Source organism: Acinetobacter sp. S4400-12, assembly GCF_024129495.1.
In the GTDB taxonomy this organism is placed as follows: domain Bacteria; phylum Pseudomonadota; class Gammaproteobacteria; order Pseudomonadales; family Moraxellaceae; genus Acinetobacter; species Acinetobacter lwoffii_C.
Map to the genome: position 1 here is coordinate 1 of NZ_JAMXYB010000002.1, position 26,444 is coordinate 26,444.

The following is a 26,444-nucleotide window of genomic DNA, read 5'->3' on the forward strand; positions in this document are numbered from 1 at the left end:
ACCAGCCGCCTGAAGAACCGGTTTCATTTAAAGGCCAGCCGGCCCCGTGCATCACCAGACCTGGCTTATGTTTGGCCGGATCAATTTCCCAAAGTTCTTTAATGCCGATCCCGTAGTGCTGTGGATCAGCATCTTTATCCAGATTAAATTTTTGGATCAGGCGTTTACCTAAATGGCCACGGCAACCTTCAGCAAAGATGGTGTATTTGGCATGCAGCTCATAGCCCGGGGTAAAGTTATGCGTCGGTTCGCCATCTTTGCCAATGCCCATATCACCGGTTTGAATACCTTTGACCGTGCCATCTTCATGGTAGAGAATTTCAGCAGCAGCAAAGCCCGGGAAAATGGAGACTTCCAGCTCTTCGGCTTTCTGGCCTAACCAGCGCACCACGTTGCCGAGGGAAATGACATAGTTGCCATCATTATGCATGGTTTTTGGCACCATCCAGTGCGGAGCCTGTTTGGAGGTGGTTTCAGACAGCAGGAAGAACGTTTTGTCTTCAGTGACCGGCACATTAAGAGGCGCTCCCTGTTCTTTCCAGTCAGGGAAGAGTTCATTGATGGCACGAGGTTCGATAATTGCACCGGACAGGATGTGGGCACCGACTTCGGAGCCTTTCTCTACGACACAAACGGACAGATCGTTCAGGTTGTTTTCAATTGCAAGTTGACGGATTTTAATTGCCGCAGAAAGACCCGCAGGGCCTGCACCTACGATGACTACGTCAAACTCCATCGATTCACGTTCGATGTGTTCCATGTAGGACTCCTCATATGTCTATTCGGTGGCAACCATAATCAGCTGATTGGGTGCTGCCATGAGTGTTCTGAATTCCTAGACACAAAAATGCTAGTGTCTTTCATAATCTGGGCTAGTATAGTTTTAAACCCAGTTTTAGCCAATTGGCTGAAACATATTATTTTTCCGTCATTAAGGTCTTCTTTTATGGATAAGCCAATGCCAAACACGAATCCGACGAAAAAATTAACTGATCGTGATGATAAAAACTTAATGGACATCGCACAATACTTAAAAGATGCACAGGGCAGTCACAAAAGGTCAATCCCCCCTCTGGAGCAGTGGCAGCCAAAGCATTGTGGCGCAATGGATCTCAAGGTTTTGGCCAACGGCGAATGGTGGCACGAAGGTCAATTGATCAAGCGTCAGCCGATGATTGACCTGTTTGCAACGGTGCTCTGGAAAGAAAATGGTAAATTCTATCTAAAAACGCCGGTGGAAATGATTGAAATTGAAGTAGAGGACGAGCCTTTATTTGTCAATCAGGTCGATCAGGTCGAGATTGAAGGCAAAACCTATCTGCAGTTGAGCACCACGACCCAGGACCTGATAATTGTGGATCAAGCGCACCCGGTATTCATGCGGGAATATCAGGGCGAACTGCGTCCTTATGTGCATGTCCGTTTTGGAATCAATGCCCTGATCCAGCGTGCTGCCTTTTTACATCTGGTGGAGATGGGAGAGCTCAATGAAAATGCTGCCGGTGAAACCGTTTTAAGCTTAAAAAGTGGTGATTTAGACTTGCATTTGAGTACCTGAGGTTTAAGCTTTGCTTCAGGTATTTTGACACATCAATCCATTATTCCTTATGAGCGCCATTCAACCAGTTTCTTCAGTTCTTCAACCCATGCCTGAAGCGAGTGCAGATGCACCGATTGGTATTTTTGATTCGGGTGTTGGCGGCTTATCAGTCGCTGTAGAAATCGCCCGTTATCTACCGAATGAGCGTTTTATTTATTATGCCGATACTGCACATGTGCCTTATGGAGCACGGGATGATCAGGAAATTCGCAACCTGACTGCCAAGGCTGTGGACTGGCTGTATCGTCAGGGCTGTAAAGTTGTAGTGGTGGCCTGTAATACGGCATCTGCTTTCAGTCTGGATTATTTACGTGATTACTATGGGGAAAACTTTCCGATAATCGGTTTAGTGCCTGCTTTGAAACCTGCTGTGCTCAATACCCGCTCCAAAACAGTTGCTGTTCTGGCCACGCCTGCCACATTTCGCGGTCAACTGATTAAAGAAGTTATAACCCGGTTTGCCGAGCCTGCGCAGGTTCGCGTCCTGCCAGTAACCAGTCTGAAGCTGGTTCCTTTTGTAGAAGCAGGAGAGCAGCGAAGTGCGGCCTGTCTGGAAACTTTAAAACAGATTTTACAGCCTGTTGTCGATCAAGGCGCCGATTATTTAGTCTTAGGATGTACACATTACCCCTTCCTAAAACCCTCAATTCAGTATATTTTTGGTCATAAGCTGACACTAATTGACTCAGGATTGGCAGTAGCGAGACAAACCGCCCGTATTTTGATTAAAAATGGGTTACTATTTGAGCATGGTGATCAGCAAAACTTGAAAATTAGACTGGTTGTGAGTGGGCAGAATGCTGACCAGCTTCAACCTGTTTTACAGCGCCTGATTCCGGCTGATCTCAGCTGGCAACTTAGCAATATGGATACTTGATTCCAACCGGCGCAGTAAAAATTATTTCTATAAATTTGGAAAAGTATTTTTTAATACTGGGGGAGTCATAGGCTGCAAATGCGAAAGCTTTTTTGTGCCTATGCGGTAGAAGAGGATAACCCATGCTCGATAAACGCTATCAGGTATTCATTTCCACTTCTGGGGCAGACATGCAGCCAGAGCGGATTATTTTGTCTCAAACACTGGTGGGTATGGGGTTCTTTTCCTGGGGACTGGAACAGCGTACTCCGCTCAATACGGCATTTGCACGCCGCCAGATTGATGACTGTGATTATGTCGTGATCCTGCTGGGCAGCCAATATGGGGAGCAATCGGTTTCCGGTGTGGGCTATATGCACTTGGAATATATTTATGCGGTCGCGAAACAGAAGCCTATAATTGTCTTTATGCATGAGGACCCGGACTCACGTGATCCTGATCTGCATGATAGCAAGCCGGAATTAAAAGAAAAATTTAAGGAATTTCGTCAGTTACTCCAAAATGAAGCAGATCAGGTGTTTAGGTATCGCAGCCTGCGTGATCTGGAAATGGCGGTACGTCTGAACATGTCACAAATTCTGGAGCATTATCCGGTAGCGGGCTGGGTGCGTCCGCAAAATACCCAAGCCTTGCATGATGAAATTGACCAGTTGAAGACCAGACTGGCGCAACTGGAGCAGGAAATGGGAACACGCGAAATTGATCCATTTCTGAGCCTGCCTAAAGTCTCCATGCATGAGCTACTTTCTTTTGAATATCGTATGCATGCCTATCAGGATGGCAACTTTAAAGAATTGAAAGTCCAGAAAAAATTGACCTGGGCACAATTACTGCAGATCTTGGGCTCGACTTTTATCAATCCGACGCCTGAAGAATTTTTTTCCAAACGCATGAATGAATATTTAAATGAAACCGGTCTGGAAGATGCCCACGCAGAAATGCCGCGTGCACATGCGGTGGCTCGCGCCCAAATCAATATCCGTGCACTGCATAGCATAAAAATGCAAATGCGCCAGAATGACTGGATTATTCCTTCGGGGCGTGATGATCGCCAGCGTCTGCTTTGGCTGGTGACCCCAAAAGCACGTAAACTTCTGGACAGTCAGTTATTGGGTAAAGATCGTACTTTTCCATATAAGTCAGCCTATTAATCTATATAGAGAATAAGGTAAAAGCTGTTAAAGTAAGCGGGTTGATACCATGACGGATGCACTGAATGTTTTCTACAGCCAAACCTAAAGTCTCAATTATATTGGCAAATTTAGGCACGCCAGATGAACCGACCGTGCTAGCGGTACGCCGTTTCCTGAAACAGTTTTTGTCTGATCAGCGCGTAATTGAAATTCCCAAACCAATTTGGCAAATCATTTTGCGTTTATTCATTCTGCCTTTTCGTCCCAAGCGCGTTTCTCATGCTTATGCGCAGGTCTGGCAGCAGGATTCTCCTATGCGTGAGATTCTGTTGCAGCAGGTCGAGGCTGTAAAAGCCCAGCTGGCCGCGCGTTATCCACAGTTTGAGCTGAATGTGGTGCCAGCCATGACTTATGGCAATCCCAATATTCAAGAGGTGCTCCATCAGTTATCGGCCCAGCCCCAAGATCATATTATTCTGTTTCCCTTATTTCCCCAGTATTCGGCGACATCGACTGCGCCATTGTATGATGCGATAGCGAACTGGATTCCCAAACAGCGTAATCTGCCAGGTATCTCGATGATTCGGGACTATTATCAACACCCACTTTTTATTCGCTCTTTAGCGCAAAGTGTGCGGGATTATCAGGCAGTACACGGACAAGCAGAAAAGTTATTGATGTCTTTTCATGGTATTCCACAGCCTTATGCAGATAAAGGCGATCCCTATGCCGATCGTTGCCGGATTACCGGTCATCTGGTTGCGCAGGAACTGGGCTTGACTGAAGATCAATATGCGATCAGCTTTCAGTCGCGTTTTGGCAAGCAGGAATGGGTCAAGCCCTATACCGATGTACTGATTGAAGAGTGGGCCAGACAGGGGGTGAAATCCGTGCAGGTGATGAGTCCGGCTTTTTCAGCAGATTGTCTGGAAACCCTGGAAGAACTGGCCATCCAGAATGCCGAGCTGTTTAGCTCGCTAGGTGGTGGGCAGTATAGCTATATTCCGGCGCTGAATAATCGTGAAGATCATTTGCAATTGCTCAATACGTTGTTAGAAGCTAATCTTGAGGCGTTGACTCAAACTCTTGCCCATTAAAATATCTCGAGGTATTTCGTTCTATGCTACAAGTCAAAATTGTTCCTGTAACGGCCTTTCAGCAAAACTGTTCGATACTTTGGGATACGGACACTCAAGAAGCTATTTTGATCGATGCAGGAGGAGAGCCGGAAAAGCTGGTAGCTGAGGTGGAAGCACTGGGTGTAACGGTCAAAGCCCTGTGGCTCACACATGGTCATCTGGATCATGCCGGTGCAGTAGGTGCCCTACAAAAGAAATGGAATATTCCGGTTATAGGCCCGCATCGTGAAGACGCATTCTGGCTTGACATGATTCAGGAAGTTTCTGCACGTTATGGCTTTCCGATTCCTGAAAAAGTCGAGGTGACCCAATGGCTGGAAGGTGGGGAAGTCTTGCAACTGGGTGATGAGGAATTTGAAGTACGCTTTGCACCAGGTCATACCCCGGGCCATGTCATGTTCTATAACCAGAATCATGGCTTGTTATGGACCGGTGATGTGCTCTTTAAGGGTTCAATCGGTCGCACGGACTTTCCACGAGGCGATCATCAGCAATTACTGGACTCGATTCAACGAGAATGTTTTAGCTTACCTGATGACACTCGCTTTATTTCGGGGCATGGGCCAATAAGTAGCATTGGTTTTGAAAAACAGCATAACCCTTTTGTGGCGGGAAAGGCGGGTTGAGATAGCAGGCTAATTGTTAAAAAGACCAGCATTCGCTGGTTTTTTATCTGGAAAAAGGATTGTTAGGAAGCTGACGGGCTTGCATAGGCAATAACCCGCTTAGAAAGGCAAATAAAAAGCCTACCACAATAAACAGAACAGCTTGCTGAAAAATTCCAATACTCAGGCAAAGAAGGGCTAAGAAACACATCCCCATAAAAACAGCTTTTAAGAAGATATAGCCCATATGAATGCTCTAAAAATAATGTAATGGTTAAGTTCAGAGTAGGAGTGTGAGTAGGCGATCAATATGGTTAACTTGCGTGTAATTTTCGCTTAACTTGATCAGGTTTATATGAGTATGCCAGCTATTTTTCTATCTAGGGATAAGGAAAAAAGCAGACTTTCTCCGGTTTTAGTCTTCTGGAGCATCGGCTTGAGGCGCATCTTGGGTGGGCAGTTTATAGTCTTCATTGGCCCATGCCCCCAGATCAATCATTTTGCAGCGCTCTGAACAAAAGGGACGGAATTCATTATTTTCCCAAGTGGTGAGTTTGCCACAATGTGGACATTTTAAACTGGTAGACATGGTTAAACTCCCGATAAATATGCAGCTTCGATTAGGCAAATATAGCCGCAGTTGGTAGACTGATGCGGTTTTTATTAGTTTGATCTGATTATGCCGATTCGTCAATTTCAAGCACAGCGTATGCATGCGCCTCGTGATTTTCAAAGTATCAGTCCTGAGCCGATTTGTCTTGAAATCGGAGCGGGCAAGGGAAAACATGCTTTACTCTTTAGCCGGACACATCCGCAGAGTCAATTGATTGCCATTGAACGAACCCGGGAAAAATTTCTGGCCATGCAAAAAAAGCATGCGCTTGAAGGTCAGGCCAATCTGCAACCGGTTCATGCCGATGCGCTACCGTGGATTGTACATGCACTTTATCCGCAGCAAGTGGAACAGTGTTTTATTTTATATCCCAATCCGGAGCCGCATAATCCGGCACAGCGCTGGTTAAATATGCCATTTTTTGAATTCTTGTTATCCCGTTTAAAAAGCGGCGGTATGATCACTTTGGCCAGTAATATTCCGGAATATATTGCGGAAGCAGAACAGCAGTTAGTGCAAGTCTGGCAATTGCCATTTAAAAAAGAAGTGATTGCTCAGGATTCGGCGCGTACACATTTTGAAATTAAATATTTGGAGCGGGGGGAGCTGTGTCAGCAGTTAATCATTCGTAAACCAGAAGGTTATATCACCCGCTTTGACAAGTTTCAGCCTCTGCAAGGCCAGAACGCTCAAGTGATGGAATAATTTGCATGAGCCAGCGTATTGCAATTGTCGGTGCAGGTCCGGCCGGATTGATGGCGGCTGAAGTATTAAGCCAGTGGCATTATGAGGTGCATGTATATGAGCAAAAACCTTCGGCAGCGCGCAAGTTTTTAATGGCAGGAAAAACGGGGCTGAATATTTCCCATGCTGAACCTATTGAGCAGTTTATTCTGCGTTATGATCAGGCCGACTGGCTGGCGCCATGGCTAAGACAATGGGATGCTGCCTGGATTCAGAACTGGATGAAAAATTTGGGGATTGAACCTTATATTGGCTCCTCAGGCCGGGTCTTTCCCACCGAAATGAAGGCTGCACCGTTGCTGCGTGCCTGGTTACAGCGCCTGACCGAGCAAGGCATTCAGTTTCATTATCGGCATCAGGTGGAACAGGTGCAGCAGCAACACCTGCAACTTCAGGATATGAAGACTAAGCAAAGCCGGATCGAAGCGTTCGATGCGATTATTCTGGCCTGCGGGGCAGTCTCGTGGTCGCAGTTGGGCAGTGATGGAGCATGGCAAAGCTGGTTAGCGGCTGAAGAACTGGAGCCATTTCAGCCGAGTAATGCCGGGGTGGAGTATGTCTGGTCCCGGTTTATGCAGCCTGTGTTCGGACAGCCGCTAAAGCGTGTGGTGGCCTGGGTAGGACAGGGAGATAAAAGCACTGGCGATATTGTTATCAGTCATTATGGTCTGGAAAGTGGGCTGATCTATAAACAGGGCCGGGGGCTGCGTGAGCAATTAAAAGCTGGCCAGCCGATGCTGCTTGAGCTGGATTTATTTCCGGATCAAACGGTAGAGCAGCTGGCTAAAAAGCTGCAACCCGGCAAAAAACAGTCTCTGGCCAATGTCTGGCGTAAAGCGGGTCTGGAAGGAGCAAAAGCCGCCCTAGTGCGAGAACTGGTGGCGAAATCCATCTGGCAGGATGCAGACCAATTGGCTCAAAAAATCAAACAGCTGTCTATCACTTTAAGTGGCTTTCGGCCAATTGAAGAAGCAATCAGCTGTGCAGGCGGAGTGAAGCGTGAAGCGCTTTCGGAACAGCTGCAACTCAAATCCAATCCGCAGGTATTTCTTTGCGGCGAGATGCTGGATTGGGATGCACCGACCGGCGGCTATTTACTGACCGCCTGTTTTGCCACAGGGCGTGCAGCCGGAGAAGGGGTGCATCAGTTTCTGTCGAATTAAAGCCGAGCTGAATAGCTCAAATCAGACCAGAAACGGCTTAAATTCCCAGCTTCCTGTAAAGATGAAAAACGGTTTAATTCTGGGTGATTTTTGCTGGGGGTTGCGTATTTTGAGGATACTGCAAGCGCCAATGTTCTAACTGTTCCTGAGCATGCAGATATTTACCCAATCCCTGTACATTCTTGCTGGCTTCAGTGACGGTGCTGGCCTGACGTTCTGAACGCTTCAGTAGCTGTTCCTGATGTTCCCAGTATTGATACATCAAGCCCTGAATATAACGGCCCTGTTCAGTTTTAAGCTCCAGAGCCTTGAGCATGTTCAGGGCAGAACGAACATGGTCACGCTGACGTTGCTGGATAAATTCTTCAGTCAGATTTTCGTCTTTGCGCATCTGGTTCATTTCTGCTTCCAGATCCGCACTCATTTCCTGAAAGCGTAGCTCATAGTCCGTTAATACAGCAATGTCATGAGGATCATCAGCCGTTTGGGGGAAGGCTTTGACCGGATCGGTTTGTAGTTCTTTCATTACCTGTTCTGAGGCAGATGAATCTGGACTCGGCTCAGTATTTTCCGTATTTTTCTGATCACAGGCCATGAGAAATATGGCACTGCTCAAAAGCACAGTGCGTGTCATCCATTGCATTTTATTCATGATCAAATCCCATTTTTAGTCACTTCGCTGAAATACATATACATAAGTCCGATAGGGAAAATCTATCAGATCGTGGGCTTGTTTGGTCGTATATTGTTCAATTAGCTGTTCAAATTTCTGTTTAAGCTGCTGCCGCTGTGTCTCTGGCATCGCTGCAATAAAACTGGTCGATAGCAGACGCTTGGACACCACCTGTTCCACAGGACCATGCTGCACGTGCTGCATATGTGTCTCTGCATACGGCTGGAACAAGGTTTGTTGTTTAAATACCTCCTGCCATTGGCCATGATGAAAACGTGGCGTATTGCCTTCCAGGGGTGCGATATAATCTGCGAGAGCTTTTACCCAGTCTATCTCAGTATCACGCTGGTTCCAGACCAGAACCAGATAACCTTGCGGTTTAAGTACCCGATAAATGTCTTTTAAAGTATCCAGATTGGCAAACCAGTGAAATGACTGTGCACAAAACACGGCATTCACGCTATGATCCGGCAAGGGAAGCTGATGACTCAGACCTTCCAGGGTGTGAATATCTGGATGGGCCTGTTGCAGTTGGTTCAGCATTTCCGGCACAGGATCAATCGCCGTGATCCGGCTGCCGAGCGGACGTAAGGATGGGATAAATTTTCCCGTCCCACTGCCGAGATCTAAAAGATGCGCCTCCTCTGGCAAAGACAGGGTGGCGGCCAGCCAGCGGCTGAGATCTGCCGGATAGTCAGGCCGGACCTGCTGATAAAGCTCGGCCGCTGCACTAAACCCCTGTTGCGCTGCAGGATGTAATGATTGTGTCATATTTTGCGCTTTTTAATCTTTTTCATCGTTATAAAATAGCATATTCACTTTTTCGGTCGCATTCATTGACTGAATTGTTGCCGAAGGGTTCGATTAACCAGCACGGGAAAGTTATGGATAAGCAGATTGTTTTTGAAGATGAGCATATACGTGCGGTTTTTATGCCGGGATCATCTTCAGAATTGATTTTTTCATTTGGAGATTTGATTACCCGTGCGAAGGGCTTGAGCATCAATGCCGAGAAATCCTTGGCAAAATTTGAATTTAATGTACTCGGTATTATGCCTAAGCATAAATCCTGGTTTCCACAAGGTTCCATGTGGAACATGTTGCAGGCTATTGCCGAGCTGATTGCACCTTTCCAGCAGAGGATCGCCTATGGCGGCTCGATGGGCGGCTATGCGGCAATCAAATATTCCAATGCCTTAGATGTACAGCGCGTGGTGGCCATGGTGCCACAATATTCGATTGATCCTCAAGATGTCGAAGATCGCCGTTATAACATGTTCTATCAGCCAGAGCTTAATCAGGGCATGCGGATTGAAGTAGAAGATGTCAGTGCAGCGCGTGAATATATTATTATCTACGATCCTTATTGCGCCGAAGACCGTGCCCATTATCTGAAATTGCAGGCGGTCATTCCACAGCACCATGTCTTGCATTTGCCTTTTACCGGCCATGATGCCATCGCTGTGCTGGCCAGTTCCGAGTTGCTCTATGACTTTCTGGTACGGGATTATGATGCCAGCTATTTTTACCAGAAAATGCGCAAGGTCAAGAAAAACAGCAAGTTCTATTATCGTAAGGTGATCGAAAATATCCTGCCGCGCCATCGTCAGGCCCTGGGACGCATTTTAAAAAATAACGATCTGCTGCTGGATACCCAGTTTTTTGATGCGGCCCAGAAACAGGTCATTTTGCGGGAATTACTCAGCAATAAACAGGTAGATCAGCAGGATCTGCTGAAACTGGGGATTCATTTGAATCTGCCGCAGGAAAACCGTCAGCTATTGCTAGATGCCTATGGTCATGGGCTGGTGTTTAATGTGATCAGCAATAAAATTGAGAGCTATGCGGATGACGCGATTGCGCTGAACCATAAATTCCTGATTCCGATTTATGCCAAAGGCAACGGCTTGTTAACGATTAGCCTGAATGATGAGCGCTATCTGGTGGTGATGAATGACCGGCATATCATGAAACTGGTCAAGGAACAGGATACGCTCAGTCTGGGCATGCATCCAATTTTAATGAAGCGCTATGAAGACTTTTATATCTTCAGCTATAAACAGCTCAATCTGAGTACCAATGAATATGGCGCAGCCAGCTTTGTCGATTCAAGTGACAAGAATGTGCAGTTTGTGACTAAAAATGAGCTGGATTAACCAAAAAAAGTTAATCTAAAACAAATATTTGACATAAAGCTAAGGTGGCTTAAGATGTATTTAGGTGGCAGGCTAGGGGGGCTTGTCACTCCCGAAGCTGAAAACAGAAAGAGGGGATACAGAATGCAGTCTATGCCGATGAAGATTGGTTTGATCCTGACTGTGATGCTGCCAAATCTGGCCTATGCAGAAAGTGTGCATCCTAAAGTTATTTTATTCAGTGCATCTATTATTTTTGTGATTATTCTGGCGATTTATGTGATGTGCAAAATGCGGACTTCCTTGCGTAATTATATCGATAAGCCGCTCGACTAAAAAAACAGGCAGTGAAACGCCAGCACTAACTTGCTTTGTATGCCAATAGCGGTTAAGTCATGAGGTTATTGTCGAACAGGAACAAGGGAATTTATATGAACGGCGTTTTTCTGGACTATACATCCTTAGACAAGCAAGATCTGGATATGCAGGCTCTTCGGGCCGCTTTTGATGCACTGACCCTTTATCCGCTGACTTCTGCCGATGTGCTGCTGGAACGTGTGGCCGATGCCGAAGTGATCATCACCAATAAGGTGGTCATCAATGCCGAGACGATCCGGCAGTGTCCCCAGCTTAAACTCATTCTGATTTCAGCCACTGGCACCAATAATGTTGATCTGGCTGAGGCCAGGGCACGCGGTATTGTGGTATGTAACTGTCAGGCGTATGGAACCTCGGCTGTGGCACAGCATACCTTAATGTTGATGCTGAATCTGGCCACTTCATTTTTAAGCTATCAGCGTGCGATACAGCAGGGAGAATGGCAAAAATCTACCCAGTTCTGTTTGCTGGATGCACCGATTGTTGAGCTGGCTGGAAAAACGCTTGGAATTGTAGGTTATGGTGAATTGGGCCAGGCGGTCGCCCGACTGGCCGAAGCCTTTGGCATGCAGATCCGGATTGCTGCCTTGCCTGGCCGTCCTGCGGACGAATCGCGTATTCCATTTGCAGCGCTTTTGCCACAGGTAGATTTCCTCAGTCTGCATTGCCCGCTCACTGAAGATACCCGACATTTAATCAGTCATGCTGAGCTGGATGCGATGAAGCCCAGTGCATTTTTGCTGAACTGTGCGCGCGGCGGCATTGTCGACGAACAGGCACTGGCACAGGCCTTGCGTGAAGGCAAGATTGCAGGTGCAGCGACCGATGTGCTCTCGGTTGAACCGCCTAAAGAGGGCAATGTCCTGCTTGATGCTTCAATTCCGAACCTGATTGTGACGCCACATAATGCCTGGGGCAGTGTGGATGCACGTCAGCGAATCGTGGACCAGTTGCTGGAAAATGTCGAAGCCTTTAAACAGGGCCAGCCGATTCGGCAGGTGAATTGATTCTCGCCACTTGCGTGCAGCTAAAATTTTCCTGCTACACAAGATGTAAAAAGCCCATGAGGGGCTTTTTTTATAGATCAGTCACCGCATAACTGGTGGCTGCGCCTGCCTGCGGTTGAGCTTGTGGCATAGTTGGACTTTCGGTCACTGTTGACGACTGGCTTAAAGGTTGCTGTTGAATGGGTGCAGGCTGTTGAGGATTGCCACCCCACACCTCTTTAGTTTGCTGAATTTTTTGATTGGCCTGTTGAGCAGCCTGCTGGGCGCCCTGATCTACTTTTTGTACCGTATCAGAGGTTACACTCTTGGTATTGTCCCAGGCACGATCGACCCCCGGCTTAATTTTGGCAATACCTTTTTCAGTCACTTCACCTACTTTTTCGGCAGTATGGATTACGCCTTCCTGCGCCTTGTAGGCAAACACATGCAACAGGTTTGGATTTTCACCATAGGGTTTAACCGGTTTAGCGGGCTGAGTCGTGGTCTGTGCAAATGCCGGTATAGACAGCATTAAAGCTGCGCTTAAAAGAAGAGGAGTTTTGATATTCATTATGGAGCGACCTCGAATTTGTCTAAGAATGGTCTGAGTTTGTTTTTAGTGTAGCGGATGAAGGGTTGAAAACAATGAATATCCTGTGAAGAAAAAGATATTAAAATAGAGAGATTCAAAGCATTGTCATTTTTATAATGAAGAAAAAAGAGGAAGAAATAATTTTAAATTTTAGGCGGCTTAAAGAAATAGCCCTATTTTTTATCAAAATAGGGCCATCCATTTAGTCACATTGGCTCAGGGCATCTTTCGCGAAATGTTCTCTTAAGGTGACAAAGTTCTTTTGTACACCTGCGTCATGCAGATTAAATTTTTGCGCGGTGCTGGTGCCGTCGCGCTGGAAAGTTGCCGAACCGGCATCCATCAAGGTCATGCCTTTAAATGACCATTGTTCAATAATGCGGTTATTTTCAATATCGCCTGTAAATTCAATCACGCATTTATCGAGGAATTTGGTCAGTTTTGCCTGGTTATTGGTGGTTTCAGGAGATACGTCGAGGTTTTGTACTTCCTGTAAGACGCCAACTTCAAGCTGCGGAACTTTGGGTGCAGATGTACACGCTGTAAGAGCAATACTCGCAAGACCCGTCAAAATAAGAGCTTTAAATTTCATATGATTCTTTCTTGTTGAGTGTTGTTAGGGTGAGTATAGGGAATATATAGGGATATGCCTATAGTGGGTGAAATTTTAGAATCCAAAGATATTTAATTTTTAAATGAAAAATTACTTATTAAGTAAAGAAAAAAGGTCGTAGGTTTTTGTTACTATTAGATTAACAGGAATAAAAAAGAGATTGTTATGTACTTAAGAAATATTCATATTAGAAATATTGGACCACTTGAAAAACTAGATTTAGAGTTAGAATTACGAGAGGATTTAAATCCAAAGCACGTAATTTTAGTTGGAAAAAATGGTTCAGGTAAAACATATACACTCTCATACATTGCGGATTCATTTTTTGAACTAGCTAAAAGTGAATATCAGGACGCTGTAAAGGCTCAGACTAGTACATTTTCTCCATATTTTAAAATTGTTTCGGGTAATGATATAAATACAAATACAGTTAACCAAAGTGCTGCTGCATATTTAAGATATCAAGATGATCAGAATAATACAGAAATACATTACTGTGAAAAAATAGGTCAAACAGATTCTGCACGTGATCTGCTAAATCTATATTCTAATAAAATAACTTTTAATGAAGGAAAAAGAGGGAACGATAAGAAGGTTTTTGCTCAAACTAAAGATATAAAAAGCTTGTTCTCTAATACTATTGTTTTCTTCCCAAGTTTTAGAAAGGTTGTTCCTCATTGGTTAAACTTAAAAGCCCCAACTGAAGAATTATTTGATATAGAAACAAAATATGGGGGTAATCTGAATAAGGAAATAATGTGTATAGATACATTTCAAAAAAACATCCAGTGGATGTTAGATGTCATTTTGGATTCTGCTATTTTACCTGCAGAGTTAGATTGTCTAGTAGGAGATGGTGAGAGAGACCAAACCATACGAAATAAACATGCTATTAATAATTCATATAGAAATATAAATAAAGTTTTTCAAACAATTTTAGATAATCATGAACTATATTTAAAAACGGGTTGGCGAAATCAAGCTAAGTCTAGATTGTCTTTACATAGTAAAGGAAAGGTTGTTATTCCAACTTTAGAGCAACTTTCAACAGGTCAGTTAATTTTACTTAATTTATTTATCACGATTATTCGCCATGCTGATTATAAAAATATAAACAACAGTATTCGTTTAGATAATATTGAAGGAATTGTTGTTGTTGATGAAATAGATGCACATCTTCATAGTAAACATCAAAGTGAGATTTTACCAAAGCTAATAAAGCTTTTTCCTAAAGTGCAATTTATTGTTACTTCCCATTCGCCATTGTTTGTATTAGGAATGGAAAAAGAATTTGGTGCAGAAAATATTCAATTAATTGATTTACCATCAGGAATGAATATTACTTCTGAAAGGTTTAGCGAGTTTGAGGAATCATTTGATTTTTATAAGAACACTTCTAAATTTGAAGAAGAATTACATCAAAAAATTAAAGAAACACAAAAACCATTAATTCTAGTTGAAGGTAAAACTGATATTAAATTTCTAAGAAAAGCTTTTGAATTAAAAGGTAAAGCTGATTGGTTAGAGAATATCGAAATTGATGAAATTGGCATTACTACAGAAGATGGACAAGTTAAATTTGGTGGTGAAAGTAGTTTAGAAAAGGGGTTTGAATTTTTAAAACACAATTTAAATGCAATCAGTAGAAGAATATTATTTTTATATGATTGTGATACTAAAGCGCAGAAGCAAAAAATTGGAAGTGTTTTGAAGGAAAAAGTACCTTTTAATGGATGCAATAATAAAATCAAAAAGGGTTCTGAAAACCTTCTAAGTGAAGAACTTTTTACAGAAGAGTTTTATACAAAAATAGAGAAAATAGATGACTATGGGGCTCCATCAATAATCCAAAAATTTGAAAAAAATAAGTTTTGTGATCATGTATGTGAGAATGTTAATGATCCAATTAAATTTGATAAATTTGAAGAATTGGTGTTTCCTATTATTGAAGAATTTTTGGCACTTTAATAAAAAAACCCGCTCTAAAGCGGGTTTTTTATAGCTTAGAACTTAGTGCTGTAACACCGAAATATCAGCCACCTTGGTAAACAGATCACGTAGCTGAGCAAGTAGACGTAAACGGTTTGCTTTTAGCTCAGCATCATCCGCCATGACCATGACACCGTCAAAGAATGCATCGACTGGCGCACGCAGGGCAGCCAATGCAGACAACGCAGCCGTGTAATCCTTAGAAGCAAACAGCGGCTCAACCACTGGTGTGATTTTCGCAAGTTCAGCGAATAATGCTTTTTCAGCATCTTCAACCAGGTTTGCTTCAACCACAGCACCTTCAGGTGCAGCTTCTTTGGCAAGAATATTCGCAACACGTTTGTTGGCAGCAGCTAGAGCAGCAGCTTCAGGCAATGTACGGAAGTGATTAACCGCATTGACACGCTTGTCAAAATCCAGCGGGGATTTTGGTGTCAACGCCTGAACCGCTTGAATCACATCAACAGCAACGCCTTTGTCTTCATATTTGGCACGGTAACGACCTTCCAGGAAGGCAACAGCATCGGCTAGAGTCTTCGCCGGATCTTTCAGTACATCGCCGTAGGCAGCCAAAGCCAGTTTGATCAGTTCTTCAATTGAAACATCCAGCTCGTTTTCAGTCACCAGACGCAGGATACCAATCGCAGAACGACGCAGTGCAAACGGGTCTTTAGAGCCAGTCGGTGCCTGACCAATACCGAAAATCCCCGTCAAGGTATCTAAACGATCCGCCAGGGCAATCGTCGTACCGGTTTTGGTTTTCGGTAAAACGTCACCTGCAAATTTAGGTAAATATTGTTCACCTAAAGCTTCTGCAACTTCATCATTTTCGCTTTCAAGACGTGCGTAGTAAGTACCCGCAATCCCTTGAAGTTCAGGGAATTCGCCCACCAGCTCAGAGGTCAAATCGCATTTTGCCAGCAGAGCGGCTTTTTCAGCATCAGCAGCATTTGCACCGGTAATGGGCGCCAGTGCAACAGCCAGTTTAGCGATACGTTCAGACTTGTTCCAAAGCGTCCCCAATTCTATCTGGAAGATCATATTGGCCAGTTTCTCTTTACGAGAAGCCAGTGGCTGCTTCTGATCTTGCAGGAAGAAGAATTCAGCATCAGATAGACGCGGACGAACAACTTTCTCGTTACCTTCAATAATCTGGGCCGGATCTTTAGATTTGATATTCGATACAGTAATGAAGTAAGGCTGTAATTTATTTTCAGCATTTACCAGACAGAAGTACTTCTGGTTGTCCTGCATGGTGGTGATCAGCGCTTCTTGCGGCACGGTCAGGAAGCGCTCTTCAAAGCTGGCACGTAAAGCCACCGGCCATTCAACCAGCGCAGTCACTTCATCACGAAGGTCGCTTGGTACAATTGCAATCGCATTCACTTCATCCGCCAGTGCTTTGACTTGCTGGTCGATGATGGCTTGGCGCTCTTCAAAAGACGCCACAACGTAAGCTGCTTTTAACTTCGGAAGATATTCTTCCGCATGGGCCAGAGTAATCGCTTCAGGCGCATGGAAACGGTGACCATAGCTCAGGTTACCGGCTTGGTGGTCCTGAATAGTCGCTTCAATCACTTGATCATCTTTGAGCAATACCACCCATTTCACTGGACGTACAAACTCGGTACGGCTTGCCGCAGAGCGCATGCGTTTAGCGATAGGTAAGTTGTCCAGCGCATTTTGTAGAATTTGCGGTAATAGTGCATCCAGGCTTTGACCTTTGACATCTTTGTAGTAGCACACTTTTTCAACTTTACCAGCCTGAAAAGTAGAGACCTGATCAACGCTAATCCCTTGACCACGCATAAAGCCTTCTAGGGCTTTCGTCGGTTTGCCTTCTGCATCATACGCCGCTTGTACAGCAGGACCATCAAAACGTTTTTGCGTATCGGCTTGCGCAGCGTCAACATTGACAATTTTTAAAGCCAGACGACGGGGCGCTGCGTATGCTTCGATAGAATCAAAAGCCAGTCCAGCATCGTTTAAGCCTTTTACGGTTTCTGCTTGCAGCGCATCACGTAATTTTTTCAGGCTTTTGGGTGGAAGTTCTTCACAGCCAAGTTCAAATAAAATGGTATGTTTAGACATTATTTGTTCTCCGCTGATTTTTCTGCTTGGGCTGCTTCTGCTTCCACTTGGGCTTTTAATTGTGCCAAGACTTCATCACGCAGATGCGGTTCAGCCATTGGGAAGCCCAGTTTGGCACGTGCAGCAACATAACTTTGTGCGATAGAACGTGCAAGCGTGCGTACACGTAAAATATAGCGCTGACGCTCAGTCACCGAGATTGCGCCGCGTGCATCGAGCAAGTTAAAGCAATGAGATGCCTTGATGACTTGTTCATAAGCAGGCAATGGTAGTTCAGCTTCAATCAGGCGCGATGCTTCAGCTTCATAAAAGTCGAACAGATCGAGCATCTTCTCGATCGGGGCATATTCAAAGTTATAAGTCGATTGCTCTACTTCATTTTGATGGAATACATCGCCATAAGTCACTGTACCGAACTGGCCTTTGGTCCAGACCAGGTCGTAAACCGAATCTACTCCTTGTAAATACATGGCCAGACGTTCCAGACCATAGGTGATTTCACCAGTAACCGGGTAGCATTCAACACCACCGACTTGCTGGAAGTACGTGAACTGCGTCACTTCCATACCGTTGAGCCAAACTTCCCAGCCTAAGCCCCATGCGCCCAGTGTCGGCGATTCCCAGTTGTCTTCCACGAAACGGATGTCGTGTACCAAAGGATCAATACCAATCGCTTTTAAAGAATCCAGATAAAGCTGCTGGATGTTGTCCGGGTTGGGTTTTAGTACCACCTGGAACTGGTAGTAGTGTTGCAAACGGTTCGGGTTTTCACCATAACGGCCATCTTTGGGACGGCGTGAAGGCTGTACATAGGCCGCGTTCCAGGTTTCAGGACCCAGCGCACGCAGGAAGGTTGCAGTGTGGAATGTCCCTGCACCCATTTCCATGTCGTAAGGTTGTAACACGACGCAGCCTTGCTCCGCCCAGTAGTTTTGTAAGGCAAGAATTAAGCCTTGGAAAGTATCAATATGCGATATGGCGCGACTCATGGTCATCCACTTAAAATTAGAGAAAAATTGTGCTCAATTATAAGGACTTTGCCGGAGTGTGGCAAAGGTTTAAGCTCTGATCCCTGTTTTTAAATCTTTTATGCGCTGCCTGATTTCAAATGCACAGTTGGGATGGTTTTTTAGCCAAATCGCTAAACATCCAGGTAAAATCCAACAGCGTTTTATCATCAAAAGGTTCTAAAAAGATATTAATTTTTGGTTCATACATTAAGCTAAATCTTTGTGTAAATCTCAGTACAAGACAATGAAAATTCTGTAATTCTACATGAGTGATCGTGATTGACTCTTTGAACCTGTCCTCCATTCCCACTATGACGAGTAGCTGTTCTTCAGCCTTTATCTGACAAAAACGCATAATTTTTTCAGTGAGATCCGGCACAGGCAGGCAGATAGTGAGGTCTTTTACTTGAGCTAAAAGATGGATCACTTCAGCTTGAGATAATAGTTGCTGAGTGGAATAGAAAAGAATGGTGAAACTTTTTAAGCGTTAATTGTATTTGATATGATTTTAAGTTACTGATATTTATTGATTTTATTTTAAGCATTGTGGTATCAGTAAAAAAATCAATTTAGAAAAGATATAAAATGAATACATCTTCAATAACACTTGGTTTTATAATACGCAAAATTTGTAAAAAAATCAGACCAGGCAAAGCGTGTTTCACTCAAATCTCGAATGGCTTAATACCTTAAAACCCAATTTTAAAGTTCTTCCTTTTAAAGATCGTTTGTTATGTGGAATCGGTGCATTGCTGGGTCTTGGAGTATCCTCCCTGCTGAGTTACTGGATACTGGGAGACTTTGAGGCTTGGTATATTGCTCCGATGGGTGCGTCTTCGGTCCTACTTTTTGCTGTTCCAGCCAGTCCCCTGGCACAGCCCTGGAACATTATGGTGGGAAATACCATTGCTGCGGTGATCGGTGTGACCTGTGCCTTGTATATTGCCAATCCGACCGAAGCCTTTAGTCTGGCAGTGGCTCTAGCAATTATCCTGATGATGACCACGGATTCCCTGCATCCACCCAGTGGTGCGGTGGCTATTACGGCAGTACTGGGCGGTAGTGCGGTACATGAATTGGGCTATGCCTTTGTTTTTTACCCGGTACTGCTCAATTCGGTCTTGTTGATGGTGATTGCAATTATTTTTAACCGGATGATTGGCAAGCGTTATCCACAGCAACAGGCCCAGCTGAATACTCGTTCCAAAGACCCAACGCCGACCCAGAAAGTGACGATTCGGCCGCAAGATATTCAGGACGTGCTGGACCATCAGACCGAGCTGCTGGACATTAGTGAATATGATTTGCAAAAGATTATTTTAGAGGCACAAGACCTGGCCAATGCGCGTGCAGTCACCCAGTTCAGCTGTCAGGATATTATGACCAAGGACGTGGTCACATTGCATGAAACAGATAATATTCAGCATGCTCTGGACAAGTTTAAGCAGATGAACCTGATGAGCCTGCCAGTGGTCAATGCCAATGAAAAACTGGTCGGAACCCTGGCGATGTATGAGGTGGTGGAATGGTTGAAGCATGCCGGTGATCTTCGCAGCAGCTGGGAACATCCGGTCAAACACATTATGACCCGTAAGGTGGTGACAGTGCAGCCCTTGCAACCGATTCAGGATCTGGTGCCTTATTTTGTTGAACGTTCTTTTAATTATATTCCAGTGGTAAGTGAGCAGCAGCTGGTGGGGATTATTAGCCGGGCCGATATTATTGCCGCCTTAAATCAGGAACTGAACCATTTTAAAATGAAAGCTTAGACACTCAATTGTCTATAGCAGGGATGAGGCCTGTATTTTATTGAGTCTGCTTATCAGCCAGTTTTATAGAATTTGAGAGAAAAAAACAGGGCTTCTCTTTTTGCAGACTAGAACAATTTGGAGACGTCCATAAAAAAGCACACCGGAGTGTGCTTTGGTCTATATTTGAAAAGATAAATTAAATAAAGAACCAGTAAATAAATAGGGAAATCAGGAAAATACACATGATGTTCAGGACAAAGCCTACTTTCATCATTTCACTTTGCTGAATATGACCAGTACCAAACACAATCGCATTTGGCGGCGTTGCCACAGGTAGCATGAAGGCACAGGAAGCACCGATACCAATTACAATCACCAGAATTTCTTTAGGCATACCCATTTGGGCAGCAATGGCGGCAAAGACCGGAACCAGAAGTGCGGCAGAGGCTGTATTACTGGTAAATTCGGTCAGGAAAATAATGAAGGTTGCTACCACGAAAATAATCAGTAGTGGAGAGGCATCCCCAAAGGCATTGGCCAGAGTCTGACCCAGCACCAGTGAACTGCCTGAATCTTTCAGAACGGCACTTAATGTTAGGCCACCACCGAACAGATAGAGCACGCCCCAGTCGGTATTTTCTGAAATCTGTTTCCATGTCGCGGTGCCCAGAATGACCACCATACAAGCTGCTAAAATGGCAATCCAGGTATCGGGCTGGCTGATCCCGAAATTTTCCGTCAGCTTCTTGCTGAAAATCCAGGCGGTTGCAGTACATAGGAACAGAATCATGGTGGCGATACGGGTGCCGGTCCAGGGAATATCTTCAGTGATAAACTGGACCTTATGATTCAGTTTGGGACGCAGCACCAGATACAGACTGACCAGCATGGCAGGTAGGATAATCAGCATCATCGGTAAACCGATTTTCATCCAGTCGGCAAAATCATAGTCGAGCGCCTTGGCCGCAATCGCATTGGGCGGTGAGCCAACCATGGTGCCAAGACCGCCGATACTGGCGGAATAGGCAATCCCGAGCATAATAAAAACAAAGGTTTTGCGTTCATGCTGCACATCCAGATGTGCAAGTAAGCCCAGTGCCAGCGGTAACATCATTGCTGCGGTGGCAGTATTGGAAATCCACATGGAAAGCAAGGCGGTAACGATAAAAATTGCGAGCACCGAGACGCCAAGATGCCCACCGGAGAGTGAAATAATCCACATAGCAATTTTCTTGTCGAGTTTCTGGATATGCAGCGCCGTTGCCAAAGCAAAACCGCCGAAGAACAGGAAAATTACCGGATCAGCAAACGTGGCCAATGCTGCCTGAGTTGTGATGGGAACCAGTTCCTCACCCGAGGCCATGGGCATGCCCAGCAGTACCGCCAGCACGGGAACCAGTAGTGCAGTAATCGTAATATGTAAGGCTTCGGTCAGCCATAAAATACCAATAAAGATTAATAGGGCTAAGCCCTTATTGGCATTTTCATCATAGGGCAAAATGTTATACAGACCATAGGCAATCAGGGTGGAAAGAATAATCAGAATCCAACCCTTACGGCTTCCTTTGGGCATGACATTGGTCGGGGTGGTTAAATTAACACTCATACAATCTCCTTACTCCACATTTTATTTGAAAGAATTTGTCCTGGTTATTATTGATCTAATGTAATGGATATTGTCCTGAAAAATATACTACTTAATGAGTAGCGCAGAATGTTGTAATAGTGCAGTACTTTGCCAGAGTGCATGCAGGGCAAAGATCAGCAGCAGTCCTAAGACCAGAGATCTAAAATGTTGTGGTGATAGCCGATGGCGAATCTTTCCGCCTATCCAGACGCCGGCCAGCGCAAATGCTGTGATCCAGACTAAAATATACTGCTGTTGGGGATTGAGCTGTAGCAGAAGAGGGAAGAGCACACAGAGCTGCACCAGTTTGCTGACAATAAAATTCAGGTTGCTGACCATCACGACTTCAGGGGTAGAAATCTTGCAGCTCAGCAGATACATCATTAAAAAAGGGGCCATGGCATTGGTGGCCCCGCCAATTGTCCCTGCCAGCAGACCGAACCCGAGCATGCTCCATACAGTGGGGCTGACCTGAAAAGGTTGGTGGCGCAGCTGGTCTAGTACATAAAACAGGATCACTGCGCCGAGCAATAATTTAAGATAGCCCTCATTCAGCCAAAGCAGTAATTTTACACCGAGCAGGCTGCCCAACAGGCTGCTCAGAATCAGTGGCCAGTATTTTTTAAAATGATAAGCGATGCTTGCGAGCATCCCCCGGGAGGGATCGGCTTTGAGTAAGATCAGGTTAAGCAGCAGGCAGGGCAGAATGACCAGAGCGATGGCCAGACTTAAGGAGTATTGTGTCGAGAGTAACGCCGTACTCATCATTGGAAAGCCAAAGCCGCTTAATCCGTGTAACAGCGCGGCAAATGCACAAAGACATAAGATGATCCATTCTGCCTGCGTCATTGAATATCCATTTCTAGAAATACATGACTAAGTTATAGCGAATCTGCGGTAGGGTAAATAGCCAGCTTGAGATCGGCTTTAAAAAATAGAAAGAAAAATCAATAAAAAAACCGCAATAATTTGGGGGAATTATTGCGGTATAAAAGTTCACCACATTCAATCTTGGTGAAAAGTTAAAGGAAAATAAGGGTTATTCTTCCAGCATCAGGTTCTTTTTTGGAATCACCAGCCATAAGACCAGATAAACCAAAATACCCGGAAAGGCCGCGCTCATCACCGATAGCAAAACAAAAATAAGACGTAATAGGGTGACGTTCCAACCAAAACGTTCAGCAATACCGCCCATGACACCTGCAATCATATTGGAGCGGTTCGAGCGATATAAACCAACATTGGTCATACATATCTCCTGAAAAAAATAAGCTTGAATCTTTACAAAATGATTCATGAATTAAAAGATGGAGCTTTTTTGCAAATTTTAAAGCGTATCCTCCCGATTAATTCGTTAAGTAATGTTAATAAAGATTAATTATTTAGGCTCCAGCCTCTAACATAATGAAAAATTCATTGATTTATGTCAAAAATTTATACAACTCTTATAAGCCTTATGGCATATATAGCCCTATTGCGGTGCGTGAAAAGATGAAATCAATTGTGTCAGTTTATGCATTCAATACTTTGAGCCGGCTGGGTCTGGTATTCGCTGGTATAGCGGGGTTGTTGGCCTGTGATCGTCATCAGGTTCAGCCTATGCAGGAAATTGGTGGATCGGAACAGGCCAGTGGGATCAGCATAACGGCGGCCAATACCGTGCCTACAGAGCCGGTGGTCGCCAAGTCCTTGACCCAGATCGCTTCCCAGACCAATTTTCGGGCCGAAACAGCCGGGGAGTCTCAGCCTGTACCTGAATATGCTCAGGATTTTGTAGGACGCTATTGCGCTAAAATTCAGTGTGATGGCCGTTTTGTACCTTGTCTCGAGGGAACAGCTGAATTTATTCTGACTTTATTAGCAGATGGTACAGTGCATCGCAGTATTGTGCAGCATGGTAAAATTTTTATTGATAATTCAAAGAACTCCGATGATGGCAATATCACCTATCGTAAAGATCGCTGGATTGTGAATCCGGAACGTACCGAGCTGATTATCCAGCGTAAAGAAGGTGCCAGCTTTTATTACATTATTAAAAACAGCAATCAGCTGGTGATGAATCTGGAAAAAATTCACAGTGAAAAAGAAACCATCAATCAGGAGTTATTTGAGCGTGGCTATCCGGCACCCTCTAAAGCGTATGTCTTGAGCAAAAAAGATAATTTCCCACCGCAATAAGCGATCAGACCTTGAATAATGTCATGGGCATCGAAGGGTAAAAAACGGATTAGCTTGTTCGAACTTAGAATATACTTATAAAAATTAATAAGATAAGCGTTATACGCTAAACCGGAATAATCGGTTGATCAATAGAAAATTATTCTGGGAAGAAGAATGGTGGGTCGTCCGCGATTCGAACGCGGGACCAACGGATTAAAAGTCCGCTGCTCTACCGACTGAGCTAACGACCCATTCAAGATATTGCTTTAAAAGCGAAAAGAGCTTCGTATCAGAAGCCTTTAAAAGATGGTGGGTCGTCCGCGATTCGAACGCGGGACCAACGGATTAAAAGTCCGCTGCTCTACCGACTGAGCTAACGACCCATCTCTAGGTACATCAAAATAAGTGGTGGGTCGTCCGCGATTCGAACGCGGGACCAACGGATTAAAAGTCCGCTGCTCTACCGACTGAGCTAACGACCCCTGAACCAACACTCAAACTTGGTCTGAATGTGCAGTGCAAGAAAAAGAGATTTCCTCAACACCACTTCCGTTTTGATGGAGCGTATTGTAGCAAGTTATCAACTGAGCGCAAGTAAAAATTAGCAAACTTGTTGATGTTTGTTTATAAATGCAACAAATTCACTCAATCTCTTTAAAAAATACGCTTTGAAACTAAAAACGGTATTGATAGGCTTGAATATTGTTGAATATTTCCTGAGTCAATTCGCAATATTCTGTCGCATTCGGAAGCAAAACCAGCAAGCGTTCATCAGTTTTTTGAGGATCAAACGCCTGTTCTTTAAGCTGGTTTTTCTGGTATTTAAAGGTACCCGTAGTTTCCACTTGCTGCTGGATACGCAAGAACACCGGAATTGCATAAGCAGGCAAGCATTGCTTAAAGATGCTCACCATCTGTTTCAGATCCTGTTCGTTCAGTTCACTGCCTGGCTGCAGGGTAATGGCAGCCATGCCGGCACGGCCATTGGTATTGGGAATTTCCACGCCATAGACCACTGCTTCAACGATCTTGTCATATTCGGTCAGCATGTTTTCGACTTCAGTAGTCGAGACATTTTCGCCTTTCCAGCGGAAAGTGTCACCGAGACGGTCTACAAACTGGGCATGCCGAAAGCCGATATCACGCACCAGATCACCGGTATTGAAATAGGCATCTCCCTTAGTGAAAACGTCGGTCATAATCACGGACTTGTTTTTTTCCGGATCGGTATAGCCATCAAAAGGCGAACGACGGGTAATCTTGCCAATTAACAGGCCAGTTTCACCTTTTTTTACCCGTTTGCAGTGACCCTTGGTATCCCGGACTGGTTCATTTCTCTCTTTATCAAATTCGATAATTGCATAGGGCGTGGGCGAAAAGCCGACCGTATTGTCAAAATTAAACACATTACTAAAGCCGACATTGCCTTCGCTGGAGGCATATAGCTCTAGAACTTCTTTAATCCCAAAACGTGCCTTGAACTTGTCCCAGATATTCGGGCGCATGCCGTTGCCAATCATTTTGGTGACCCGGTGGCCGTGTTCCTGCTCCGAAGGCGGTGCATCCATCAGATAACGGCATAATTCGCCGACATATCCAATTGCGGATGCATCAAATTTTTTGACATCTTTCCAAAATGAGGAAGTCGAGAATTTACGCCGAATGGCCAGTGCGCTGCTTCCTGCAATCACGCCACACCAGCACACGACCATCCCCGTGGCATGATAAAGTGGCAGGGTGCAATACATCACATCCTCTTGATTCAGGTTCAGTACATGACCATAGGTACCATAGGCCAGTGTCCAGCGTCCATTGCTAAAGATAACAGCTTTCGGCAAACCGGTGGTTCCCGAAGTATAAATATAGAACAGACCGTCTTTGCCCTGCACTGAGCCGGTGGTAGACGGGTTGAATTTCGGGAACAGGTCAATTTTTTCTGCTAGATTGACAAAGCCTTCGGGTGCCTGCCCAGCATCTGTTTGTGTATCTTGGTCTGCAAACCAGTGGAAGTGACCCGCAGCAAGAGCCAGTTCATGCCGGATTTCATCAATTGCGACACGGCACTCTTCCCCGGCAATCACAGCAAACGGCTTGACCAGGTTGATGCTATGCGCAAGGACTTTGCCAACCTGTGAGGTATTGAGCAGGGCAATGGTCACGCCAATTTTTGCCAGACCAATAACCGTCGCGATGAGTTCGGGGCGGTTTTCGATTATGACCGCCACCACATCGCCTTTTCGTGCCCCTAAGGAAAGATAGCAATGAGCAATCTGATTGGCCCAGGCATTTAAATGCGCATAGCTATAACGCTGTTCTTCAAACAGTAAGGCGTTTCCGTCCGGATTACGCAGGACCGCTTTCTCAAAAGCCATACCTAGACCGGTTGGGGTATTGGGAGTACGTAAATAAGCCTGTTTTAGTCCATGCAGCAGGTTGGGTATTTTATTTAAAAAAGCTGGAATTTTGGCTGCGACATCTGCAATACCAATCAGATCGGGTTGGTTCATCTGGCTCATGATCTTCCTATTTATTTTTCGTATCCACTACATGTGATTTATATGCAAT

The 26,444-nt window shown here is 44.8% G+C and carries 26 protein-coding genes and 3 tRNA genes; 13 read left to right on the plus strand and 16 right to left on the minus strand.

Annotated elements, in window-relative coordinates; translation table 11 throughout:
* A partial coding sequence (locus NI461_RS01525) for an NAD(P)/FAD-dependent oxidoreductase (RefSeq protein WP_253156306.1) occupies positions 1-760 on the minus strand: 760 nt, incomplete at its 3' end.
* Between the two features lie 186 nt (positions 761-946).
* On the opposite strand from NI461_RS01525, the gene NI461_RS01530 reads away from it, so the two are divergent.
* The 5 genes from NI461_RS01530 (at position 947) to NI461_RS01550 (ending at position 5,375) form a co-directional block, all read left to right on the plus strand.
* A complete protein-coding gene (locus tag NI461_RS01530; protein WP_151208154.1) occupies positions 947-1,558 on the plus strand; it encodes a DUF1285 domain-containing protein in 612 nt (203 codons plus the stop codon).
* Between the two features lie 49 nt (positions 1,559-1,607).
* Positions 1,608-2,477 (plus strand): glutamate racemase, encoded by an 870-nt coding sequence (murI, locus tag NI461_RS01535; RefSeq protein WP_151208155.1) that lies wholly within the window; start codon positions 1,608-1,610, stop codon positions 2,475-2,477.
* Between the two features lie 122 nt (positions 2,478-2,599).
* Entirely contained in the window at positions 2,600-3,628 is a 1,029-nt protein-coding gene (locus NI461_RS01540; RefSeq protein ID WP_151208156.1) for a DUF4062 domain-containing protein, read from the plus strand.
* A 65-nt stretch (positions 3,629-3,693) separates the two neighbouring features.
* A complete protein-coding gene (gene hemH, locus NI461_RS01545) occupies positions 3,694-4,707 on the plus strand; it encodes a ferrochelatase (RefSeq protein WP_151208157.1) in 1,014 nt (337 codons plus the stop codon).
* Between the two features lie 23 nt (positions 4,708-4,730).
* Positions 4,731-5,375, plus strand: coding sequence for an MBL fold metallo-hydrolase (locus NI461_RS01550; RefSeq protein ID WP_151208158.1), 645 nt, complete (start codon positions 4,731-4,733; stop codon positions 5,373-5,375).
* Between the two features lie 43 nt (positions 5,376-5,418).
* Here the strand turns inward: NI461_RS01550 and NI461_RS01555 are convergent, their stop codons facing one another.
* Together NI461_RS01555 and NI461_RS01560 are read right to left on the minus strand one after the other, a co-directional pair.
* A complete protein-coding gene (locus NI461_RS01555) occupies positions 5,419-5,601 on the minus strand; it encodes a hypothetical protein (RefSeq protein WP_151208159.1) in 183 nt (60 codons plus the stop codon).
* Positions 5,602-5,769: 168 nt separating this feature from the next.
* Positions 5,770-5,943 (minus strand): DNA gyrase inhibitor YacG, encoded by a 174-nt coding sequence (locus tag NI461_RS01560; protein WP_151208160.1) that lies wholly within the window; start codon positions 5,941-5,943, stop codon positions 5,770-5,772.
* 84 nt (positions 5,944-6,027) lie between these two features.
* Between NI461_RS01560 and NI461_RS01565 the strand changes: the two genes are divergently transcribed.
* Together NI461_RS01565 and NI461_RS01570 are read left to right on the plus strand one after the other, a co-directional pair.
* Entirely contained in the window at positions 6,028-6,672 is a 645-nt protein-coding gene (locus tag NI461_RS01565) for an SAM-dependent methyltransferase (protein WP_171480689.1), read from the plus strand.
* A gap of 5 nt (positions 6,673-6,677) precedes the next feature.
* A complete protein-coding gene (locus tag NI461_RS01570; RefSeq protein ID WP_151208162.1) occupies positions 6,678-7,874 on the plus strand; it encodes a TIGR03862 family flavoprotein in 1,197 nt (398 codons plus the stop codon).
* Positions 7,875-7,947: 73 nt separating this feature from the next.
* On the opposite strand, the gene NI461_RS01575 is transcribed toward NI461_RS01570, so the two are convergent.
* Both NI461_RS01575 and NI461_RS01580 read right to left on the minus strand, forming a co-directional pair.
* Complete coding sequence (locus NI461_RS01575) at positions 7,948-8,526, minus strand: hypothetical protein (protein ID WP_151208163.1); 579 nt, start codon at positions 8,524-8,526, stop codon at positions 7,948-7,950.
* 15 nt (positions 8,527-8,541) lie between these two features.
* Positions 8,542-9,318, minus strand: a complete 777-nt coding sequence (locus tag NI461_RS01580) for a class I SAM-dependent methyltransferase (RefSeq protein WP_151208164.1) — start codon at positions 9,316-9,318, stop codon at positions 8,542-8,544.
* Between the two features lie 113 nt (positions 9,319-9,431).
* Here NI461_RS01580 and NI461_RS01585 point away from each other — a divergent pair, with 113 nt between their 5' ends.
* The 3 genes from NI461_RS01585 to NI461_RS01595 all read left to right on the plus strand — a co-directional run bounded on the left by NI461_RS01585 (position 9,432) and on the right by NI461_RS01595 (position 12,067).
* The gene (locus tag NI461_RS01585) at positions 9,432-10,703 is read left to right on the plus strand and encodes a hypothetical protein (RefSeq protein WP_151208165.1); all 1,272 of its coding nucleotides are present in this window, start codon (positions 9,432-9,434) and stop codon (positions 10,701-10,703) included.
* Positions 10,704-10,826: 123 nt separating this feature from the next.
* On the plus strand, positions 10,827-11,018 hold the full coding sequence (locus tag NI461_RS01590; protein WP_151205637.1) for a hypothetical protein: 192 nt from the start codon (positions 10,827-10,829) through the stop codon (positions 11,016-11,018).
* A gap of 95 nt (positions 11,019-11,113) precedes the next feature.
* Positions 11,114-12,067, plus strand: a complete 954-nt coding sequence (locus tag NI461_RS01595; RefSeq protein WP_151208166.1) for a 2-hydroxyacid dehydrogenase — start codon at positions 11,114-11,116, stop codon at positions 12,065-12,067.
* Positions 12,068-12,137: 70 nt separating this feature from the next.
* Here the strand turns inward: NI461_RS01595 and NI461_RS01600 are convergent, their stop codons facing one another.
* Positions 12,138-12,617, minus strand: coding sequence for a hypothetical protein (locus NI461_RS01600; protein WP_151205130.1), 480 nt, complete (start codon positions 12,615-12,617; stop codon positions 12,138-12,140).
* A gap of 223 nt (positions 12,618-12,840) precedes the next feature.
* Positions 12,841-13,230, minus strand: a complete 390-nt coding sequence (locus NI461_RS01605; RefSeq protein WP_151208168.1) for a hypothetical protein — start codon at positions 13,228-13,230, stop codon at positions 12,841-12,843.
* A 186-nt stretch (positions 13,231-13,416) separates the two neighbouring features.
* On the opposite strand from NI461_RS01605, the gene NI461_RS01610 reads away from it, so the two are divergent.
* Positions 13,417-15,219, plus strand: a complete 1,803-nt coding sequence (locus tag NI461_RS01610) for an AAA family ATPase (RefSeq protein WP_253156308.1) — start codon at positions 13,417-13,419, stop codon at positions 15,217-15,219.
* Between the two features lie 42 nt (positions 15,220-15,261).
* Here the strand turns inward: NI461_RS01610 and glyS are convergent, their stop codons facing one another.
* A complete protein-coding gene (gene glyS / locus NI461_RS01615) occupies positions 15,262-17,331 on the minus strand; it encodes a glycine--tRNA ligase subunit beta (protein WP_253156310.1) in 2,070 nt (689 codons plus the stop codon).
* Positions 17,331-18,320, minus strand: a complete 990-nt coding sequence (gene glyQ, locus NI461_RS01620) for a glycine--tRNA ligase subunit alpha (RefSeq protein ID WP_151205127.1) — start codon at positions 18,318-18,320, stop codon at positions 17,331-17,333. Before glyQ ends, glyS begins: the two co-directional genes overlap by 1 nt.
* 677 nt (positions 18,321-18,997) lie before the next feature.
* On the opposite strand from glyQ, the gene NI461_RS01625 reads away from it, so the two are divergent.
* Positions 18,998-20,110: an HPP family protein gene (locus NI461_RS01625; protein WP_253151571.1), complete on the plus strand. Its 1,113-nt coding sequence runs from the start codon at positions 18,998-19,000 to the stop codon at positions 20,108-20,110.
* 178 nt (positions 20,111-20,288) lie between these two features.
* Here the strand turns inward: NI461_RS01625 and NI461_RS01630 are convergent, their stop codons facing one another.
* From NI461_RS01630 to NI461_RS01640, 3 genes are all read right to left on the minus strand, one after another.
* A complete protein-coding gene (locus NI461_RS01630) occupies positions 20,289-21,698 on the minus strand; it encodes a DASS family sodium-coupled anion symporter (RefSeq protein ID WP_253156312.1) in 1,410 nt (469 codons plus the stop codon).
* Between the two features lie 87 nt (positions 21,699-21,785).
* Positions 21,786-22,568 carry a sulfite exporter TauE/SafE family protein gene (locus NI461_RS01635; protein WP_253156314.1) on the minus strand — a complete coding sequence of 261 codons (783 nt, stop codon included), beginning with the start codon at positions 22,566-22,568 and terminating at the stop codon, positions 21,786-21,788.
* A 190-nt stretch (positions 22,569-22,758) separates the two neighbouring features.
* Complete coding sequence (locus NI461_RS01640) at positions 22,759-22,968, minus strand: PspC domain-containing protein (protein ID WP_151205123.1); 210 nt, start codon at positions 22,966-22,968, stop codon at positions 22,759-22,761.
* Between the two features lie 350 nt (positions 22,969-23,318).
* Here NI461_RS01640 and NI461_RS01645 point away from each other — a divergent pair, with 350 nt between their 5' ends.
* On the plus strand, positions 23,319-23,897 hold the full coding sequence (locus tag NI461_RS01645; RefSeq protein WP_227548235.1) for a hypothetical protein: 579 nt from the start codon (positions 23,319-23,321) through the stop codon (positions 23,895-23,897).
* A gap of 157 nt (positions 23,898-24,054) precedes the next feature.
* Here the strand turns inward: NI461_RS01645 and NI461_RS01650 are convergent.
* The 4 genes from NI461_RS01650 to NI461_RS01665 all read right to left on the minus strand — a co-directional run bounded on the left by NI461_RS01650 (position 24,055) and on the right by NI461_RS01665 (position 26,395).
* Positions 24,055-24,130, minus strand: a tRNA-Lys gene (locus NI461_RS01650).
* Between the two features lie 56 nt (positions 24,131-24,186).
* Positions 24,187-24,262 (minus strand) — tRNA-Lys (locus NI461_RS01655).
* Between the two features lie 23 nt (positions 24,263-24,285).
* Positions 24,286-24,361 (minus strand) — tRNA-Lys (locus NI461_RS01660).
* A gap of 192 nt (positions 24,362-24,553) precedes the next feature.
* A complete protein-coding gene (locus NI461_RS01665; protein WP_253156316.1) occupies positions 24,554-26,395 on the minus strand; it encodes a long-chain-acyl-CoA synthetase in 1,842 nt (613 codons plus the stop codon).
* Positions 26,396-26,444: the final 49 nt, after the last annotated feature.

Excerpts from the sequence above, each read along its gene's own strand:
- NI461_RS01595 (WP_151208166.1), top strand. The coding sequence starts at position 11,114 with ATGAACGGCGTTTTTCTGGACTATACATCCTTAGACAAGCAAGATCTG.
- NI461_RS01560 (WP_151208160.1), bottom strand. The coding sequence starts at position 5,943 with ATGTCTACCAGTTTAAAATGTCCACATTGTGGCAAACTCACCACTTGG.
- hemH (WP_151208157.1), top strand. The coding sequence starts at position 3,694 with ATGTTTTCTACAGCCAAACCTAAAGTCTCAATTATATTGGCAAATTTA.
- NI461_RS01530 (WP_151208154.1), top strand. The coding sequence starts at position 947 with ATGGATAAGCCAATGCCAAACACGAATCCGACGAAAAAATTAACTGAT.
- NI461_RS01605 (WP_151208168.1), bottom strand. The coding sequence starts at position 13,230 with ATGAAATTTAAAGCTCTTATTTTGACGGGTCTTGCGAGTATTGCTCTT.
- NI461_RS01570 (WP_151208162.1), top strand. The coding sequence starts at position 6,678 with ATGAGCCAGCGTATTGCAATTGTCGGTGCAGGTCCGGCCGGATTGATG.
- murI (WP_151208155.1), top strand. The coding sequence starts at position 1,608 with ATGAGCGCCATTCAACCAGTTTCTTCAGTTCTTCAACCCATGCCTGAA.
- NI461_RS01575 (WP_151208163.1), bottom strand. The coding sequence starts at position 8,526 with ATGAATAAAATGCAATGGATGACACGCACTGTGCTTTTGAGCAGTGCC.
- NI461_RS01600 (WP_151205130.1), bottom strand. The coding sequence starts at position 12,617 with ATGAATATCAAAACTCCTCTTCTTTTAAGCGCAGCTTTAATGCTGTCT.
- NI461_RS01610 (WP_253156308.1), top strand. The coding sequence starts at position 13,417 with ATGTACTTAAGAAATATTCATATTAGAAATATTGGACCACTTGAAAAA.
- NI461_RS01540 (WP_151208156.1), top strand. The coding sequence starts at position 2,600 with ATGCTCGATAAACGCTATCAGGTATTCATTTCCACTTCTGGGGCAGAC.
- glyS (WP_253156310.1), bottom strand. The coding sequence starts at position 17,331 with ATGTCTAAACATACCATTTTATTTGAACTTGGCTGTGAAGAACTTCCA.
- NI461_RS01580 (WP_151208164.1), bottom strand. The coding sequence starts at position 9,318 with ATGACACAATCATTACATCCTGCAGCGCAACAGGGGTTTAGTGCAGCG.
- NI461_RS01585 (WP_151208165.1), top strand. The coding sequence starts at position 9,432 with ATGGATAAGCAGATTGTTTTTGAAGATGAGCATATACGTGCGGTTTTT.
- NI461_RS01630 (WP_253156312.1), bottom strand. The coding sequence starts at position 21,698 with ATGAGTGTTAATTTAACCACCCCGACCAATGTCATGCCCAAAGGAAGC.
- NI461_RS01665 (WP_253156316.1), bottom strand. The coding sequence starts at position 26,395 with ATGAGCCAGATGAACCAACCCGATCTGATTGGTATTGCAGATGTCGCA.
- NI461_RS01635 (WP_253156314.1), bottom strand. The coding sequence starts at position 22,568 with ATGACGCAGGCAGAATGGATCATCTTATGTCTTTGTGCATTTGCCGCG.
- NI461_RS01645 (WP_227548235.1), top strand. The coding sequence starts at position 23,319 with ATGCAGGAAATTGGTGGATCGGAACAGGCCAGTGGGATCAGCATAACG.
- glyQ (WP_151205127.1), bottom strand. The coding sequence starts at position 18,320 with ATGAGTCGCGCCATATCGCATATTGATACTTTCCAAGGCTTAATTCTT.
- NI461_RS01555 (WP_151208159.1), bottom strand. The coding sequence starts at position 5,601 with ATGGGCTATATCTTCTTAAAAGCTGTTTTTATGGGGATGTGTTTCTTA.
- NI461_RS01640 (WP_151205123.1), bottom strand. The coding sequence starts at position 22,968 with ATGACCAATGTTGGTTTATATCGCTCGAACCGCTCCAATATGATTGCA.
- NI461_RS01590 (WP_151205637.1), top strand. The coding sequence starts at position 10,827 with ATGCAGTCTATGCCGATGAAGATTGGTTTGATCCTGACTGTGATGCTG.
- NI461_RS01550 (WP_151208158.1), top strand. The coding sequence starts at position 4,731 with ATGCTACAAGTCAAAATTGTTCCTGTAACGGCCTTTCAGCAAAACTGT.